Below are 16,524 nucleotides of genomic sequence, written 5' to 3'. Positions count from 1 at the left end.
ACTCCTATTTAACTTTAATTAGAGGTCTTAAAACAATATAAACAGTAGTTAGAATAGCAGTATTAAAAAAGATCTTAATTGGTATTTGAATAATTCTTACTACAACCATAGTAATAAATGGATTTTCAGAACCTGAAGAGTTTCTTAATCCAAACATTTGATAATCTCCTCAAGCCGCAACTAAAACAGTAACCAAAATTTCACTAATAACACATAATAAAATTATTGGTAACATTACTTCTAATCATTTTTGTCTTTTTCTAATATGTAATACTAAAACAATTCCATAAATAAAAATTAGTGTAATAGAAATCATTATTAAAAATAAAAACGGATAAATATCAGCAGGTATTTTAACACCAAATAGTGAAGTTTCTGGATTAATTTCTTTCATTCCTTGCATTAGTCAAAACATAATACCAGCAGATATTAATAAAAACACAGTAACAAATACTAAAGTTAATCAATTCTTTTTTAATTTAAAGGCATAAGAAGTCATTCCTGATCAAAAACCAAAAGAAAAAGCAACAATAAGATAAGCTACATGAATATATGAAGGAACAAACATTAACGTTAATAATTCAGTAACAATTCCAACAGTTAAACCAACAAAAGGACCAAAAATCATTCCTGTGATTTTAATCATAACTCCTTCAAAAGCTACTCTAATTGGTGGTAAAACCGTAATTGGTAATGTTAAAGAAATAACAGTTGTTGTTGCAACTGAAACTCCAACCATCATTGCTAAGTATGTGATTTTTCTTGTACTAAATTTAACTTTACTACTAATTCTAAAACCGCTACTATAATTTTTGAAATGAACTCTAACTAGTTTAAAAATTGAATAAATAAAAAGAGCAGATAAAGTTATACATAATGAAGTAATTGCTAAATTATTACTATCTAGTAATAAATGTCTAAATTTATCCATAACTTACCTTCTTTTCTATTGAATCAATATATAAGCATCACATTATAAAAGTGTGGTAAATTATCCCACACTTGATTAACTTATTATTTATTTTACCTTATTATTGAATTTATTAAAGTTGTTTTATTATTATTTGTTAGCAACTGTTCCATTTATTTTCTTATCTGAAATTTTTAAAGAAATATCTTTAAATCTATAGGGTGTATTAACTCCTTTTGAATAATCATTACTAAATCTATATGAATTAAATGTTCAACCTACAAATGAATGTTTTTTATCATCATTTTTAGTTTTTGGAACATAAGTTTCAATTAAAGGAGTATAAACTTTTCTTAACCCACCAAATTGTACATAAAATGTAAAATCTTTATTATTTATACTATGAGTTATTTGTAATTCCAAAGTTTCAGCATCTTTAGCCATATAATAGAAATTATGTTCTGAACTTAATTCTCATTTTTGATTAATATTATAAATAAATTTGCTACTATTTCCATTATCAGCTAAATTAACATATGAGCTATCTTTTTTATTTAATTTTGTTGATGAATAGTTAATAGTTAGTTTTAGACTTTTAATATCTGGTCCCTTATTATCTCCAACAATACTCATTCCAAAAGGATCATTTGTAAGTGATGTTCCAAAAACATAAGCATTATGTTCTTTTAAATCTTTAATATCTCCAATTACGCCATTATTTTGTTCACTTAAAGAAATAGAAGATAAACTAGTTGGTGTTGTTTTAACATCTTGTTCAAAAGTAAAAAATGATGAATTTGTTTTAGAAACTTTTGATACTAATTTAACATCTTTAATTTTGTTATCAGTTGATGAATTTACAATATTATTAAGATTTTTTACAAAATTTTCATCTCATTTTTTAACTTGTTCAGCATCATCTTTTAAACTTTTTGTTCATGAACTTACAATAGATGAGTTTTTATTGTTATTAACAAATTCTCTAAATTGTAAAAGACCCTTTAAAGAAGAAATGTGAGTATTTGAATCATCTAAATTTTTATAAAATTCTTGTTGAGTTATTTTCTTTTGTTTAGAATCAGCTCCAGTATAATATCCTAAAACACTAGTATTTTCAGCATTACCTCTAAACAGGTCATAAGATTCTTTTAAATTTCTTACTTCTTGAATATTTCTAGTTAATAAGTTTAAAACATCAGAAATAGTACTAGTATATGCATTAGTTGATCCATTTAAAGACTTTGTAATATCTTGAATATTAGTTGATTGTTCTTCAGTTGTAAATTTATTATCTTTTCAAACATACTTATCAACTTTAATATCACTATTAAAACTAGTTGTTATAGTATGTGTTTTTGTAGTAGAACATGAAATTACTGTTAATGTAGGAAAAACTGTTATAGATCCAAACATTAATACTCCTAATAACTTTTTCATCTTTTTCTCCTTTTTCAGAATATAATACATCAAAATATTATAACAAAATTAAGTCTTTTTTCTATTATCAATCTCTAAACACACCAAAATCTTTAATAAATCTTAAAAAAACTGTTCCAGTAGCACCATTTCTGTGCTTTGCTAAAATTAGCTCAGTTTTTTCTTTTTCTAAATTAGACTGATTATCAGATTGATTTTTTTTATAATAATCATCACGGTATAAAAACGCAACAATATCTGCATCTTGTTCAATAGCACCAGAATCTCTTAAATCTGAAAGCATAGGACGTTTGTCTTCTCTAGTTTCAGCTCTACGGCTTAATTGTGATAAACAAATAATTGGAATTGAAGTTTCTCTTGCAATTTGTTTTAATTGTCTTGAAATTTCACTAACTTCATTCTGTCTATCTTTATTTTGTGAACCAACTATTAATTGTAAATAATCTATTACACACAATTTAATATCATGATCTCTTTTCATTTTATAAAGTTTAGATCTAATTTCTTGAGTTGAAATACCAGGAGTAGCATCAATATAAATTGGAATATCTTCTAGTTTTTCTTTAGTTGCTTGAATTCTTTCTCAATTAAGTTTACTTAAACCTTTACCTGTTCTTAAATTAGTTGAATCAATACTTGTAAGTCTAGTAAATAAACGTTGGGTTAATTGTTCAGCAGGCATTTCTAGTGAAAAAAAAGCAACAGGGTATTTTTTCATAGCAGCATTAAAAGCTAAGTTTAAAGAAAAAGCAGTTTTTCCAACACTAGGACGAGCAGCTAAAATAATAAAATCTGATTCTTGTCAACCTGAAGTAATTAAATCTAAATAATTATATCCAGTTGGAACTCCTGAAATAATCTCAGCTTTCATTTCAAGTTCTTTAATTTTTTCAACAACTCTCTTAGCAACATCTCCAACAGCTTCAATTTCAAATCTTTTAATAGAAAGATCAATATCTAAAAGTTTAGTCTGAGCAACTTTTAATAATTCATCAACATCAGTATTTCCATTATTTCTTTTTAATTCTAATTCTTTAATAACTGCATCAAGCTTTCTAACAACTCCAGATCTATGAATAACATCTATATATTCTTCTAAACCTTGATCTGTATAGTTTTCAGCAGCTATTTCATAAACAACAATATCTCCACCAACTTTATCTAATTTATTAATAGCTTCTAATCTATTAATCACTGAAATTGGAGAAACAGATTTATTTTTGTTATTTAAATCTATAATTGCTTGATAAATATATTTATTTGCCTCAATTGAAAAATCATCAACTTTTAAAACTGAAATAATATCTGCAAGAGCATTAGAAAAACTCATAGCTACACCTAAAACAAAACGCTCTGCATATAGTAATTCTGTAATTGATAATTCTTTTTTCATTTTAAACTTCCTTAACATCAATTTTGATTATTGCTTCAATACCAAAATCTAGTTTTACTTTTATATAATTAATTCCAATTTTATTAATATTTTTAAAGCGAATAAATTTCTTTTTATCTAGTTCAATTCTATGAACATCTTTTAATTGATTAACAATATCTTGACTTGAAATACTTCCAAATACTTTATCATCATTAGTTTGTAATTTAAAATGAAGTGTCAATTCTTCAAGAGTTTTTTTAATTTGTTTAGTTTGGGCTTTTGCTAATTCTTTTTCTTCTTGATCTGCTTTTAAATGTTCATTTAAAGTTTTAACACTATTATTTGTAGCAATTTTTACTAATTGATTTGGTAATAAATAATTTCTAGCATACCCGTCACTAACTTCTTTTATTTCATTTTTTTTACCCTGACCTGGTACATCTTTTAAAAAAATAACTTTCATAATAAGAACCTTTCTTTTGTTAATCTTATTATAACAATATCCTTTTTAATATTCCTAATTAGTAATCTACAATAACAAGACTGAACCAATTTTACTAATTAATAATAAAAAACTTCGTTTAATACGAAGTCTAATTATATTTATTCATTAAATAAGTAAAAGTTTTATTATTAGTAAAATCATTTATAAATTCATTTTTATTAACAAAAGATTCTTTTAATAAATTTAATTCATCATCACTGAACTTTGATAATACCCAATCAATTATTTTTCATTGATTTGCTGGTTTATTTATTCCAATTCTTAATCTATAAAAATCTTGTGTGTTTAAATTATTAATAATTGATTTAATTCCATTATGTCCTGCTGATGAACCATCTTTTTTAAATTGGATTCTAGATATATTTAGATCTTTATCATCATGAATAACTATTAGATCATTTAAATCTATTTTATAAAAATTAATAATTTGTCTAACTGCTAATCCTGAATTGTTGATAAAAGTTAAAGGTTTTACAAACAACACTTTTTGATTATTGATAATAGATGTGTAAACTAGTGAATTAAATTCTTCTTTTACAGAATTATATTTATACTTTTCTAATAAAAGATCAATAGCTATAAAACCAGCGTTATGTCTAGTTTTTTCATACTCTTTTCCAATATTTCCTAATCCAATTATTACTTTCATTAACTTTCCTTATTTACATTTTTTTAATTCTAATAGTTCTTTAAATTACAACAATAGCTTTATTATTCTTTTATTTGTTTAAAAAATATTAATACATAAGACTATATATGTCTTATAATAAAACATTTAAAAGACTCTTTAATTTTTATATTATTTTAGCAACTTATAAATAAATCAATATAATTTAATGTTTTTTTATATAACAAGCCAAACTTTTTTCAAATTATTTAATAATCTTTATAAATTTAATATTTACATTATCTTTTTATTTTTAAAATATAAACCTAATAAAAATAATAATGCTATTTTTATAAATTTTACAAATATTATTTTAATAATTTTTAGCAAAAATTTAGTTTTTATTATTCATGAAATCTTGAATTTTTAACTGAATTTCATCTTTGTTTTTATTATAAACTTCTGTTAAAGAATGATGTTCTTGTGATTCTTTAATCATATTTGCTAATAATGGGGCAACTGAAACAATTTTTAGTCCCTCAAAATGTCTTTCTTGTGGAATTTCAACAGTATTAGTTACAACAACATTTTTTACAATACCATCTTTAATAGCTTGAGTCATTCTTTCTTTAGCAGAACCATTAAATAAACCATGACAAGCAAAAATATAAACATCTTTTGCTCCATTTGCTTTTAATGCTTTAGCTCCACTAATAATAGTTCCACCAGTATCAATCATGTCATCTATTACAAAACAAGTTTTTCCATCAATATCTCCTAAAACAAATTCAACTTCAGCTTTATTAGGTTCAGGTCTTCTTTTTCCAATAACAGCAATGCCATTAGTCATATTAGTTGTATATGAATCAACTTTATGAACTCTATTTAATCCTCCATAATCTGGTGATACTAAAATACATTTTTCAGGATCAAACTTTTCTCTAATAATAGTATCAACTATTTCATTTGCTAGACTTTGTGAAGTGTGAAAATTATCCATTGGTACATCAAAAAATCCCATTGCTTGAGTAGAATGAATATCAAAAACAATTACACGATCAGCTCCTGCTTTTGTTAGTAAATCTGCTACTAATTTGGCTGTAATTGGTTGTCTACCTTTTGCTTTTCTATCTTGTCTTGCATATCCATAATAAGGAATAACTACATTAATTTTTTCTGCACTACCTCTTTTAAAAGCATCAATAGCAATTAATAATTCCATTAAATTTTCATTAACTGGCATTGATGTTGATTGAATAACATAGATTTCTTTTCCTCTTACTGAATCAATTGATTCAACTAAAATTTCACCATCTGCAAACCTAGTAGTTTTTACAACTTTTTGCTCAACACCTAAAAAATGACACACTTCTTTTGCTAATTGCTGACTTGCTGAAAGACCAAAAACATAAATATCTTTATTATCCATAATTACCTCATTTCATAAATAATAATAACAAAAAAGCAATTATTGATAACCTTGTTTTGCACTAAAAACAAAAAAGCAAAAAAGATAAAAAAACAACTCTTATAAAAAGAGTTGTTTTTTGGTTCAATCTCCGTCTTTCGGGATCTACTATCACCCAGAGCCAGCAAGAACCACACTGCCAATCTTATAAATATACAAGATATTTATATTTTTAATGTGGCATAGCCTAGTTATATTTGTCAAATATTGTAAATTAATTTGTTTTTTTAGATATTAATTTTTTTTTTAAATTTTACATGCATCACATTCATAGTTTTCACTATCTTCTAAAACATCTTGACGAATTCTTACATAATAAATTGAAGAACAACCTTGTTTAAAGGCATTAACATATGCTCTGTTTAAATCTCTAGTTGTTGCTTTATCAGTCATAAATAAAGTTAGTGAAATTGCTTGATCAACATGCTGTTGAGCTGCTGCAGCAATATTAATAATTGGATCTGGTCCTAATTCATAAGCACCCATTGCATAATATCCCATATTATCAAAATTAATTTGATATGCTGGAACATAAACTCTTCCTAATTTTCCTTCTTTTCTAACTTCAACTGTTGAAACTACTGGTTGTAGTGAAGGGGTACATGATGATAAATAACTAATTGATCCAGTTGGAGCAACTGCCATTAAATGTGAATTTGCTAAACCTGTTTTTTTAATTTCTTCAACTAATTGAATTCAATCAGCTTGACTTGGAATTTGAACATCATAATCTTTAAATAATTCTTTTACTCTATTTGTTTGTGGTGTTCATTTATCAAATTCACATTTAGTATATTTATCAAATCAAGAACCATCAGCAAATCTTGATTGATCAAATGAAGCAAATTTTTCAAATTCTTTAGCTAATTTATTTGAAGCTTTAAAAGCGTTATAAGCAACTGTATAAAAAAACATATTAGTAAAATCAACAGCTTCAGGTGAGTCATACATAATCTTATTAGTTGCTAAAAATCCATGTAGATTCATAGCTCCCAATCCAACGGCATGATTTTCAGCATTTCCTTTTTTAATTGAAGGAGATGCACTTAAATCTGAATTTCTTGAAACTATATCTAAAGCAGAAATTGCATTATAAATAGAATCTGAAAATTCTTTTCCTGATTTCATCATTTTATCAATATTTAAACTACCTAAATTACAACAAATATCTTCTCCAGTTTTTATAAATGATAAATCAGAACTATATTCACTTGCTGTACTTACTTGAACAATTTCACTACATAAATTACTCATAATAATTCTTCCCTTTTTATCATGAGCATTTCTTCTATTAACAGTATCTTCAAATAAAATATATGGATATCCACTTTCAAAATGTAGTTCAGCAACAGTTAAAAAGAATTTTCTAGCACTAATATATGTTTTTTTAATATTAGGATTTTCTAACATTTCATAATATTTTTCAGTAATTGAAATATCTGATAATGGATTACCATATGTCTTTTGAACATCATAAGGGCTAAATAAAGCCATATCTTTATTATCTCTAGCTAATTCAAAAGTAATATCTGGAATTACTAATCCTAATGATAAAGATTTAATCCTAATCTTTTCATCAGCATTTTCTCTTTTAGTATCTAGAACTGAAATAATATCTGGATGATGTGCTGAAATATAAACAGCTCCAGCTCCTTGACGTTGACCTAGTTGATCAGCATAAGTAAATGAATCTTCTAAAATCTTCATAACTGGAATTGGTCCTGAACTTAGACCTGAAATATTTTTAATAGGAGAACCTGTTTCACGTAAATTGGTTAAACAAATTGCAACTCCTCCGCCTCTTTTTGAAAGTTGTAGTGAAGTTGAAATTGTTCTACAAATTGATTCCATATTATCTTCAGTTCTTAATAAATAACAAGACACATACTCTCCTCTATGCTTTTTAGCTGCATTTAAAAAAGTAGGTGTTGCTGGTTGAAATCTACCTAACATCATATCTTTTAATAAGTTTTTTGCTTTATTAAAATTACCATTACCTAAAAATAGAACATTCATTAATACTCTATCTGTATAAGTTTCTAAATACATTGTAGTATCAAAAGTTTTTAATCCATAAGCATTAAAGAATTTTAAAGCTCCCATAAAACTTGGAAAATGATGGTTAAATGAATAAGCATAATCATTTAATTGACTAATTTGATCAAAACTATATTTATTTAAAATTTCTGAATCATAATACTGATTTTCTAACAAATAATCTAGTCTTTCTTTTAGACTAGAAAACTTTTTCATTCTAGGTTCAATATAATTTTTTAAATATAATTCAGCTGCTTTAACATCTAATTGGAAATTGTCTTGATCTTTTGAAAAAATCTTAGATCTAGCATTTAATTTAATATATTCATCATCAACATCACCTAAAACAATTGTGTTTTTATTTTCGTTCATTATTACCATCCTCTCAAAACCTAAATAGTATTTGCTTTATTTGACTAACATCATGTTGTGTTCCTAATAATTCAAATTGGTATAAAAAAGGAACATTTAGCTTTTTAGAAATAATTGGTCCAGCAATTCCAAAAGTATCACCAAAATTAGTGTTACCAGATGATATAACCCCTCTACAAAAACTTCTATTTTGTTTATTATTTAAAAACTTAATCACTTGTTTTGGCACTGCACCTTCAACATACTCTCCCCCACCACTATAAGTTGGTGTAACTAAAACATAATCACGATCAACACTAATTGATTGTTCTATTTCATAAGGGATTCTTAAATTTTCTATTTCTAATTTTTGAATAAATCTATGTGTATTATTTGAAATTGAAGAAAAATAAACTACAAAAGGCACACCAACTGGTTTAATTACATCTTTATCTGTAACCTTTTTAACATTTGAATGCATAATATACTCCTAAAATTCTCAATCTTCATCTTCTGTTTCAACTGAAACTCCCATCACATATGAAGAACCATTTCCAGAAAAGAAATCATGATTTTCATCAGCTCTTGCAGATAATTGATTAAAAATTTCTGGTTCAATTCTAGTTTCTTCTTCACTAAATGGTGAATCATATCCCAAGTTTTGTAAGAACTTACCAGCATTATATACACTAAATCTAATAGCATCATCAGCAATATCAAAACCAGCATACAGCTCTTTTAAATAAGCGGTTTCTAAATCAATTAATTCATACAATAATTTAAAAACAAATTCTTTCATTTCTGCTTGTTTTTCAACTGATAATTTAGCTACTTTTTTTTGATATTTATAACCACTATAGTAATTATGAATTACTTTATCTCTTAAAATTAGTCTTACAATATCTGAAGTATTTGGTAATTTAGCTCTAGAAGATAAATAAAATGGTAAATAAAATCCCCCATATAATAAAAATCCAGGCATTAAAGCAGCAGCTACTTTAGATTTTAATGGGTCAGTTCCAGCATAATAAGGAATTAAAGCTTTTGCTCTTTTTTGTAATGATTCAGTCTTAACAACTCATTCGTGAGCTTCTTCTATTTGTTCACTTGAACATAATGTTGAAAAAATAGTTCCATAAGAACGAGCATGAACACCAACCATAAAAGCAAAATTAGAATAAATTACTTGTTCATGATCAGTTAGTGAGTGTTCAATTTGAGCAACATCTCCAACTGTTGCTTGAACTGTATCTAATAAAGTCAAACCTGTAAAAGTTCTAGTAACTAATTGTTGTCATTCAGCAGATAAACTTCTTCATGATGATAAATCATTTGATACTGGAATTTTTTCTGGTAATCAAAAGTTTTGAGTAATTCTATTTCACACTTCTAAATCTTTTTCATCATTAATAACATTTCAGTTAACTGATCTTAAATTTCCTTTGAAATTATTTTTAACAAATTCGATTGGTGAAACTGATTCTTGATAATACTTTTGTTCTTTAGCCATTGTAATTTATCCTTTCTTTTTTTGTCATGTAAACTCATTATATTATAAATTTAAGCCTATAAATTTTTAACCACTTAAAAAGTATTTCATCTAAAAAAACATTTTTCAGAAATTGAAAAGGTGAGGTTTTTAATAGATTTTTTATAAATTTTATGCTATGTAATAAAAAGATATTTATTCAATGATTAAGAGTATTTATTTAAATTTAACTTATTTTGAGATATTATTATATAGTAATATTTTGGAGGTTTTTATGATAAATCTATTAGCTTCAACAACTAAATTAGCTCAACAACTAATCTTAGGTTTTGAAATCTTTATTTTCATTATTGCATTTATAATGATTGCTATAGGTTTATTACAAAATAAACAATCTCAAACTGGACTGAGTGCTTTAAATGGTGGAAACGAAGAATTGTTTTCTAATTCAAAAGAACGTGGGTTAGATAAAACTCTTTCTATTTGAATGCTGGTTTTAGGAATTATATTTTTTATAATAGCATTAACAATAAGCATCATTACAAACACTATGTTATAAAATAGTGTTTATTTTTTTATTTAAAAGGGAGTAGTATGGAATCTAAAATTATTGAAATTTTAAAAACTAACAAACATAAAGTTAGTTTAAATAAACTATTAACTTATTTTAATGCTTTAGATTATTCATTAATTAAAAACTACTTAGACCAATTAGAAAAAAATAATAAAATTACTATTTCATTAGAAAATAATATTTACTTATTAGATCAAATTTATAAAAAGGGAACTATTAAATTAAATCCAAAAGGTTTTGGATTTATAAATGATATTAATAAAATTGATGGTGAAGATCATTTTATAGCTGGAGTTGATTTAAATAATAGTATTCATCAAGATGAAGTAGTTTATATTTTAAAACAAGAAGAAGATAATAGATTCAAAGCTATAGTTATTGAACTAATTAAAAGAAATAAAGTTTATTTAATTGGTGAAATAAATAGAAGTTTTGATAAAAGGTTTTTAGATTTCATTCCAAATGATAAATCATTTGATAGTTTTAGATTTGTAATTGTTAATAAAAACGAATTTAAATATGAAGAGTTCAATATTATTAAAGCAAAAATTATAAGTTGTAAAGAACGTAAAATTTTTATAAGACTTATAAAAATTATTGGTAATAGTAAAAGAGCAAGTGATCGCATCTTAGCAATAGCTGAAGAATTTGAAATAAAAACTAGTTTTGATAAACAAACTCTAGATAATGCAAAACAAATTAATTTATCAACTGATAAACTAGAAAAAGAATTTTTAAAAAGACAAAATAATTCTTTAATTAATAAAACAATCGTTACAATTGATGGAATTGATTCAAAAGATTTAGATGATGCAATTTGTGTTGAAAAATTAAAAAATAATAATTATAAACTATTTGCTGCTATTGCTGATGTTTCTTATTTTGTTAGATACAAAACCGCTTTAGATAAAGAAGCTTTATTAAGAGGTAATTCAACTTATTTAGCAAATAAAGTAATTCCAATGTTACCAAACATTTTATCTGATGATTTGTGTTCATTAAATCCAAACACTAAAAAACTAGTTTTTGTGTGTGAAATGGAATTTGATAATAACGCAAACATGTTAAATAAAAAAGTTTATGAATCAGTGATTATTTCTAAAGCTAGATTAAATTATGATGAAGTAAATAATTATTTTAAAACTAAAACATGAACTCATTGTGAACAAACTAAAAAAATGTTAGATGTAGCTTATGAATTGTATAAAAAATTAGAAGATCTAAAAGCTAAAAAGGGAACTATTAGTTTTGATGTTAGAGAACCAAAAATTATTTTAGATAAAAACTTAAATGTAATTGATATTAAAACAAAAACGGCTGATCAAGCTGAAAAATTAATTGAACAATTTATGGTAAGTTGTAATGAAGCAGTAGCTGAATTAATCTATCAAAAAGATTTACCATTTTTATATAGAAATCATAATAAACCAGATGAAGATGAATTAATTAATTGATATAAGTCACTAAAAACATTTGGAATCAATCCTAAATTAACTAATAAACAAATTTTAGATCCAATATTTATTAATCACACTTTAACTCAAATCAAAGAGCAAATTAAAGATGAAACTGAAGTTGAATTATTAAATATTTCTTTATTAAGATATATGGATAAAGCTAAGTATGGATTAGAAAACATTGGTCATTTTGGTTTAGCTAGTGATTGTTATACTCATTTTACTTCTCCAATTAGAAGATATTCAGATTTATTAGTTCATAGATATTTAAAACAATACTTAATTACAAAAGATTTAAATCAAACTAGTTTAGAAAATAATACAAATTATATTAATAAAGTAAGTAATATTATTAATGATACTGAAACTAAAAGTGTTGAATGTGAAAGAGAAGTTATTAAAGCATGTATGTGTGAATATATGTTAAATAAAGTAAATACTACTTATACAGCAACAATTTCAGCAGTTCTAAAATTTGGAATTTTTATTCAATTAGATAATTTAGTTGAGGGATTAGTTCATATTTCAAATATGAATAGTAATTTAGTTTATGATGAAACTAACCGTATTTTAATTAAACCAGATAATACTTATTATAGAATGGGACAAAAAGTTAAAATTAAACTAATTAGTGTTGATATTAAAAAAAGAACAATTGATTTTGTTTTAATGGAATAAGAGGTTTTTATGTCAGAACATTTGATTGTTAAAAATAAAAAAGCTTATTTTAACTATGAAATCATTCAAACTTATCAAGCAGGAATTGTTTTAAATGGTCCTGAAATAAAATCAATTAGAAATCATGATGTTTCTATTAATGAAGCTTTTGTTTTAATTAGAAAAAAAGAAATTTATATTTTAAATATGAATATTAAAAAATATCAGTTTGCTAATTATATTAAAGGTTTAGAAGAAACTAGAACTAGAAAACTGTTATTACATAAAAAAGAAATAATTAAAATATTAAATAAAATAAAACAAGAAAATTTAACAATTATTCCTATTAAACTATACTTTAAAAATGACTATGTTAAATTAGAAATCGCTTTAGCTAAAGGTAAAAAGCTTCATGATAAAAGACAAACTATTAAAAAAAGAGATACAGAAAGAAAAGAATTAAGAGATTATAAATAATGATTATATTTAGTCAGCAAACTAGTCATATACCAACTTGAGCAGTTTATTTAATTTTAGGTTTAGGTTTTATTGGTTTAATTATTTCATCATATGGAGCAACTTGTGCTTTAAAATATCATTCAAAATTAAAAAGCAAAAATAATTCTAAAAAAGTTCAAAATATTTTATCAACTCGTCAATCATATGATTGAGATCAAATAAATACTTTAAATCAAAAAGGTTTTTTTCTAGTAGGTATAACTTTTAAAAAATTTGATTTTAATAAAAACAAAACTCCAATTACTATTTTAAAATCAACTGATTTAAATAATGACATTAATAAATTTAAATCTAATTTAAATGATTATAAAAGTTTAGTAGATTATATGAATAATCAGCAACTTATAGCTAATGATTTAATCTTTTTTATTTTAGAAAAAGCTGAAAATTTAGATGAGATAAATCAATTATATTTAGACTGATTATCTTTAATAAATAATTAAAAAGACTACTTTAAATAAAAAAGAAGTTCTTAATTGCATTAAAATACAAAATTTTAATTTATGCAAATTAAACTTCTTTTTTTGTTATACCATTATAAAGAGGTGTGCAAATATTTTTATGTTATTAATGTTAGTAGTTAAAACAGAATTAATAGTCCAACTAGGAGTATTAATATTTGGTATTTTTTTTATTTTATTTGGGCTGTTTTTATATTGAAAACAAAAAAATAAAAATCGATATTCTTTTGAAAAACAAAACAGAGAATCAAAAAACGCTTGAGAATTTACAAAGAAAAATTTTTACTTACTAGTTTTAGCTATTGGATTTTTATTTATAATAACAGCAATTATAACACTAATAACAAAATAATGTTGGATTATAACACTAATAACAAAATAATAACACAAAACTAATTAACATCTTTTTATAGAAAGGATTTAACATACTCATGTTAACACAAACAAACAAGAGTAATTTTAAAGATAAGTTAAAGGCGTTTGGTGCTAATATTATGCCTACTTTATCTAAATTAAGTAAAGCATTTTTATTACCTATTGCTTTGTTACCTATTGCTGGTGTGTTTTTAGGAGTTGGGGCAGCTATTGCTGCAAATACAGCTGAAAAATCTGCTTTATGATTTATTGGTGCAGTTATGAAAACTATGGGAGAAGTTTGTTTTGATAACTTACCTGTATTGTTTTGTATTTCTGTAGCTTTAGCTTATACTAAAGACTCAGGAGTTGCTGCAATTACTGCTGTTGTAGGATTTTTAGTATTTAATGGTATTCAAGCTCCTTTATTTGTTCAAGGAGTTGTTAAAAGTGAAAAAGTTTCTGAGTATAGTTTATTATGATATAAACATGTTTCAAACTCACTAACTGGATATAATATGGGGATCTTATCACTTAATACTGGGGTTTTAGGTGGTATATTTGTTGGAGCTATTGCTGCTAAATGTTATAACAAATTCCACCAAACTCAATTACCTACTGCTATTAGTTTTTTTAGTGGTACAAAATTAGTTCCTATTATTACTTTTGTAGCAGTTACTCCATTGTCATTTATTTTTATGGCAGTATGACCTATCATTGGATTAGGATTAAATAAATTTGGACAAGTATCAGGCACTTTGCCTTATGGAACTGATTCATTGATTTTTGAAATTGTTGAACGTTCATTAGTTCCATTTGGACTACATCATGTGTTTTATGCTCCATTATGATGAACTAGTGCTGGAGGTTCAATTGCTGAAGGATTTGAAAATCTTCAAAAACAATCAGACAGTGTTAAAACTGCATTTGTAAATACTTATAATGCATTACACTCAACTAACCATGAAAATTTAGAAAAAATTATTTCTGTAATTAAAGGAAACGATAAATTATGGGGTGCAGTTGGTGATCAACTAATTTCTCAAGCTATTATTGCTAATTTAAAAATTTTAAACTTTACAGATGTTGAAAAACTAGGAATTAACTTAGGAAGATTTCAATCAGGTAAATTTGGATTTATGTTATTAGGTTTACCAGCAGCTGCACTAGCTATGTGATTAGCAGCACCAAAAGAAAATAGACAACAAGTATTTGGTATTTACTTTTCAGCTGCATTTACTTGCTTTTTAACAGGTATTACAGAACCAATTGAATATACATTCTTATTTGTTGCTCCATGATTATTCTATGGTGTACATATGCCATTAGCTTCAATTGCATTCTGAATTACAGGAGCTTTACAAACTCACATTACTCAAACTGTTTCTGGTGGAATCATTGATTATATAGTATTTGGAGTAATTCCATTTATTGGTAGAGCTATGAAACCTTTATCAGCATTTGGTGTATTAATAGTTGCTGTTGGGTTAGCACCAATTTACTTCTTTGCATTCTACTTCTTAATTAAATTATTTAACGTTAAAACACCAGGTAGAGATGAAAATTCTGAAGCTAAATTATACACTAAAGCAGACTATAAAGCATCTAAAGGATTAAATGCTGATGGTTCAAAAATGGGCTCATCAACTGATAAAAAAGAGCAAGCTAGATTAGCAAAAGCTGCTGCTATTATTGAATATCTAGGTGGAGAAGAAAATATTGTTGATGTAGATTCTTGTGCTTCAAGATTAAGATTAACTGTTGTTGATTCTAAAAAAGCTAATATTGATGGAATTAAATCTTTAGGTGGAACAACTGGGGCTTTAGTAAAAGGAAATAACATTCAAATTGTTTATGGTGGAGAACAAGAAGCTATTAAACCAAGAATGCAAAAACTTTTAGAACAACAAAGAAATGAAAAAATGATGTCTCACTCAGCAGAAATGAAATCTGATGAAATGAGTATGTCTTGTGAATCAAAAGAAGCTTGTGAGAAAAAAGATTGTAAATTAGAAGAAAAATGTGGTTGTGAAGAAAATTGCATGTGTGAAGATAATAAAATGCAAACACAAGATCAATCTGTAAGTGAAATGAAAGTTGAAGAAAAAGTAATTGGTGAAATGATGGTTGAAAAACCAAAAGCAACTAGAACAAAATCAACTAAAGCTAAATCTACAACTTCAAAAACAACTTCAAAATCTACAAAATCAACTAAGTCAACAAAATCTACAGCTTCAAAGCCAAAAACAACTAAAACAAAATCATCAAAATAATATTTAATAAAATACTCAATTTGTCTATATAGAATTGAGTATTTTTTTAT

Annotated in this window: 14 protein-coding genes; 5 read left to right on the top strand and 9 right to left on the bottom strand. The window is 25.0% G+C overall.

Annotation, left to right across the window (positions count from 1 at the left end; genetic code table 4):
• Positions 1-4: 4 nt before the first annotated feature.
• The 9 genes from V2P32_RS04240 to nrdF all read right to left on the bottom strand — a co-directional run bounded on the left by V2P32_RS04240 (position 5) and on the right by nrdF (position 10,200).
• Complete coding sequence (locus V2P32_RS04240) at positions 5-931, bottom strand: ECF transporter S component (protein WP_434325937.1); 927 nt, start codon at positions 929-931, stop codon at positions 5-7.
• A 129-nt stretch (positions 932-1,060) separates the two neighbouring features.
• Positions 1,061-2,347 (bottom strand): lipoprotein, encoded by a 1,287-nt coding sequence (locus tag V2P32_RS04235; RefSeq protein WP_434343449.1) that lies wholly within the window; start codon positions 2,345-2,347, stop codon positions 1,061-1,063.
• Between the two features lie 64 nt (positions 2,348-2,411).
• Entirely contained in the window at positions 2,412-3,740 is a 1,329-nt protein-coding gene (gene dnaB, locus V2P32_RS04230; RefSeq protein WP_107670023.1) for a replicative DNA helicase, read from the bottom strand.
• A gap of 1 nt (position 3,741) precedes the next feature.
• Positions 3,742-4,185, bottom strand: coding sequence for a 50S ribosomal protein L9 (gene rplI, locus V2P32_RS04225; RefSeq protein ID WP_013447466.1), 444 nt, complete (start codon positions 4,183-4,185; stop codon positions 3,742-3,744).
• A 130-nt stretch (positions 4,186-4,315) separates the two neighbouring features.
• Complete coding sequence (gene pth, locus V2P32_RS04220) at positions 4,316-4,876, bottom strand: aminoacyl-tRNA hydrolase (RefSeq protein WP_434343448.1); 561 nt, start codon at positions 4,874-4,876, stop codon at positions 4,316-4,318.
• Positions 4,877-5,228: 352 nt separating this feature from the next.
• The gene (locus V2P32_RS04215) at positions 5,229-6,263 is read right to left on the bottom strand and encodes a ribose-phosphate diphosphokinase (RefSeq protein ID WP_434343447.1); all 1,035 of its coding nucleotides are present in this window, start codon (positions 6,261-6,263) and stop codon (positions 5,229-5,231) included.
• Between the two features lie 285 nt (positions 6,264-6,548).
• On the bottom strand, positions 6,549-8,711 hold the full coding sequence (nrdE, locus tag V2P32_RS04210; RefSeq protein WP_434343446.1) for a class 1b ribonucleoside-diphosphate reductase subunit alpha: 2,163 nt from the start codon (positions 8,709-8,711) through the stop codon (positions 6,549-6,551).
• Positions 8,698-9,171, bottom strand: a complete 474-nt coding sequence (nrdI, locus tag V2P32_RS04205; RefSeq protein ID WP_013447462.1) for a class Ib ribonucleoside-diphosphate reductase assembly flavoprotein NrdI — start codon at positions 9,169-9,171, stop codon at positions 8,698-8,700. The genes nrdE and nrdI overlap by 14 nt, the downstream gene beginning before the upstream one ends.
• A 9-nt stretch (positions 9,172-9,180) precedes the next feature.
• On the bottom strand, positions 9,181-10,200 hold the full coding sequence (gene nrdF / locus V2P32_RS04200; protein WP_434343445.1) for a class 1b ribonucleoside-diphosphate reductase subunit beta: 1,020 nt from the start codon (positions 10,198-10,200) through the stop codon (positions 9,181-9,183).
• A gap of 253 nt (positions 10,201-10,453) precedes the next feature.
• On the opposite strand from nrdF, the gene secG reads away from it, so the two are divergent.
• From secG to V2P32_RS04175, 5 genes are all read left to right on the top strand, one after another.
• On the top strand, positions 10,454-10,738 hold the full coding sequence (secG, locus tag V2P32_RS04195) for a preprotein translocase subunit SecG (protein ID WP_013729883.1): 285 nt from the start codon (positions 10,454-10,456) through the stop codon (positions 10,736-10,738).
• 35 nt (positions 10,739-10,773) lie between these two features.
• Positions 10,774-12,888: a ribonuclease R gene (rnr, locus tag V2P32_RS04190; protein WP_434343444.1), complete on the top strand. Its 2,115-nt coding sequence runs from the start codon at positions 10,774-10,776 to the stop codon at positions 12,886-12,888.
• 9 nt (positions 12,889-12,897) lie between these two features.
• On the top strand, positions 12,898-13,344 hold the full coding sequence (gene smpB, locus V2P32_RS04185) for an SsrA-binding protein SmpB (RefSeq protein WP_013447458.1): 447 nt from the start codon (positions 12,898-12,900) through the stop codon (positions 13,342-13,344).
• Positions 13,344-13,829, top strand: a complete 486-nt coding sequence (locus tag V2P32_RS04180) for a hypothetical protein (RefSeq protein ID WP_434343443.1) — start codon at positions 13,344-13,346, stop codon at positions 13,827-13,829. Before smpB ends, V2P32_RS04180 begins: the two co-directional genes overlap by 1 nt.
• A 449-nt stretch (positions 13,830-14,278) precedes the next feature.
• Entirely contained in the window at positions 14,279-16,474 is a 2,196-nt protein-coding gene (locus tag V2P32_RS04175) for a PTS transporter subunit EIIC (protein WP_434343442.1), read from the top strand.
• Positions 16,475-16,524: the final 50 nt, after the last annotated feature.

The organism is Mycoplasma sp. 06067-C1-B144P-99-0482-3 (assembly GCF_051053925.1).
GTDB classification, from domain to species: Bacteria; Bacillota_I; Bacilli_A; order Mycoplasmatales; family Mycoplasmataceae; genus Mycoplasma; species Mycoplasma leachii.
The sequence above is the reverse complement of the archived record's forward strand: the minus strand, read 5'-3'. Positions and strand labels throughout refer to the sequence as shown.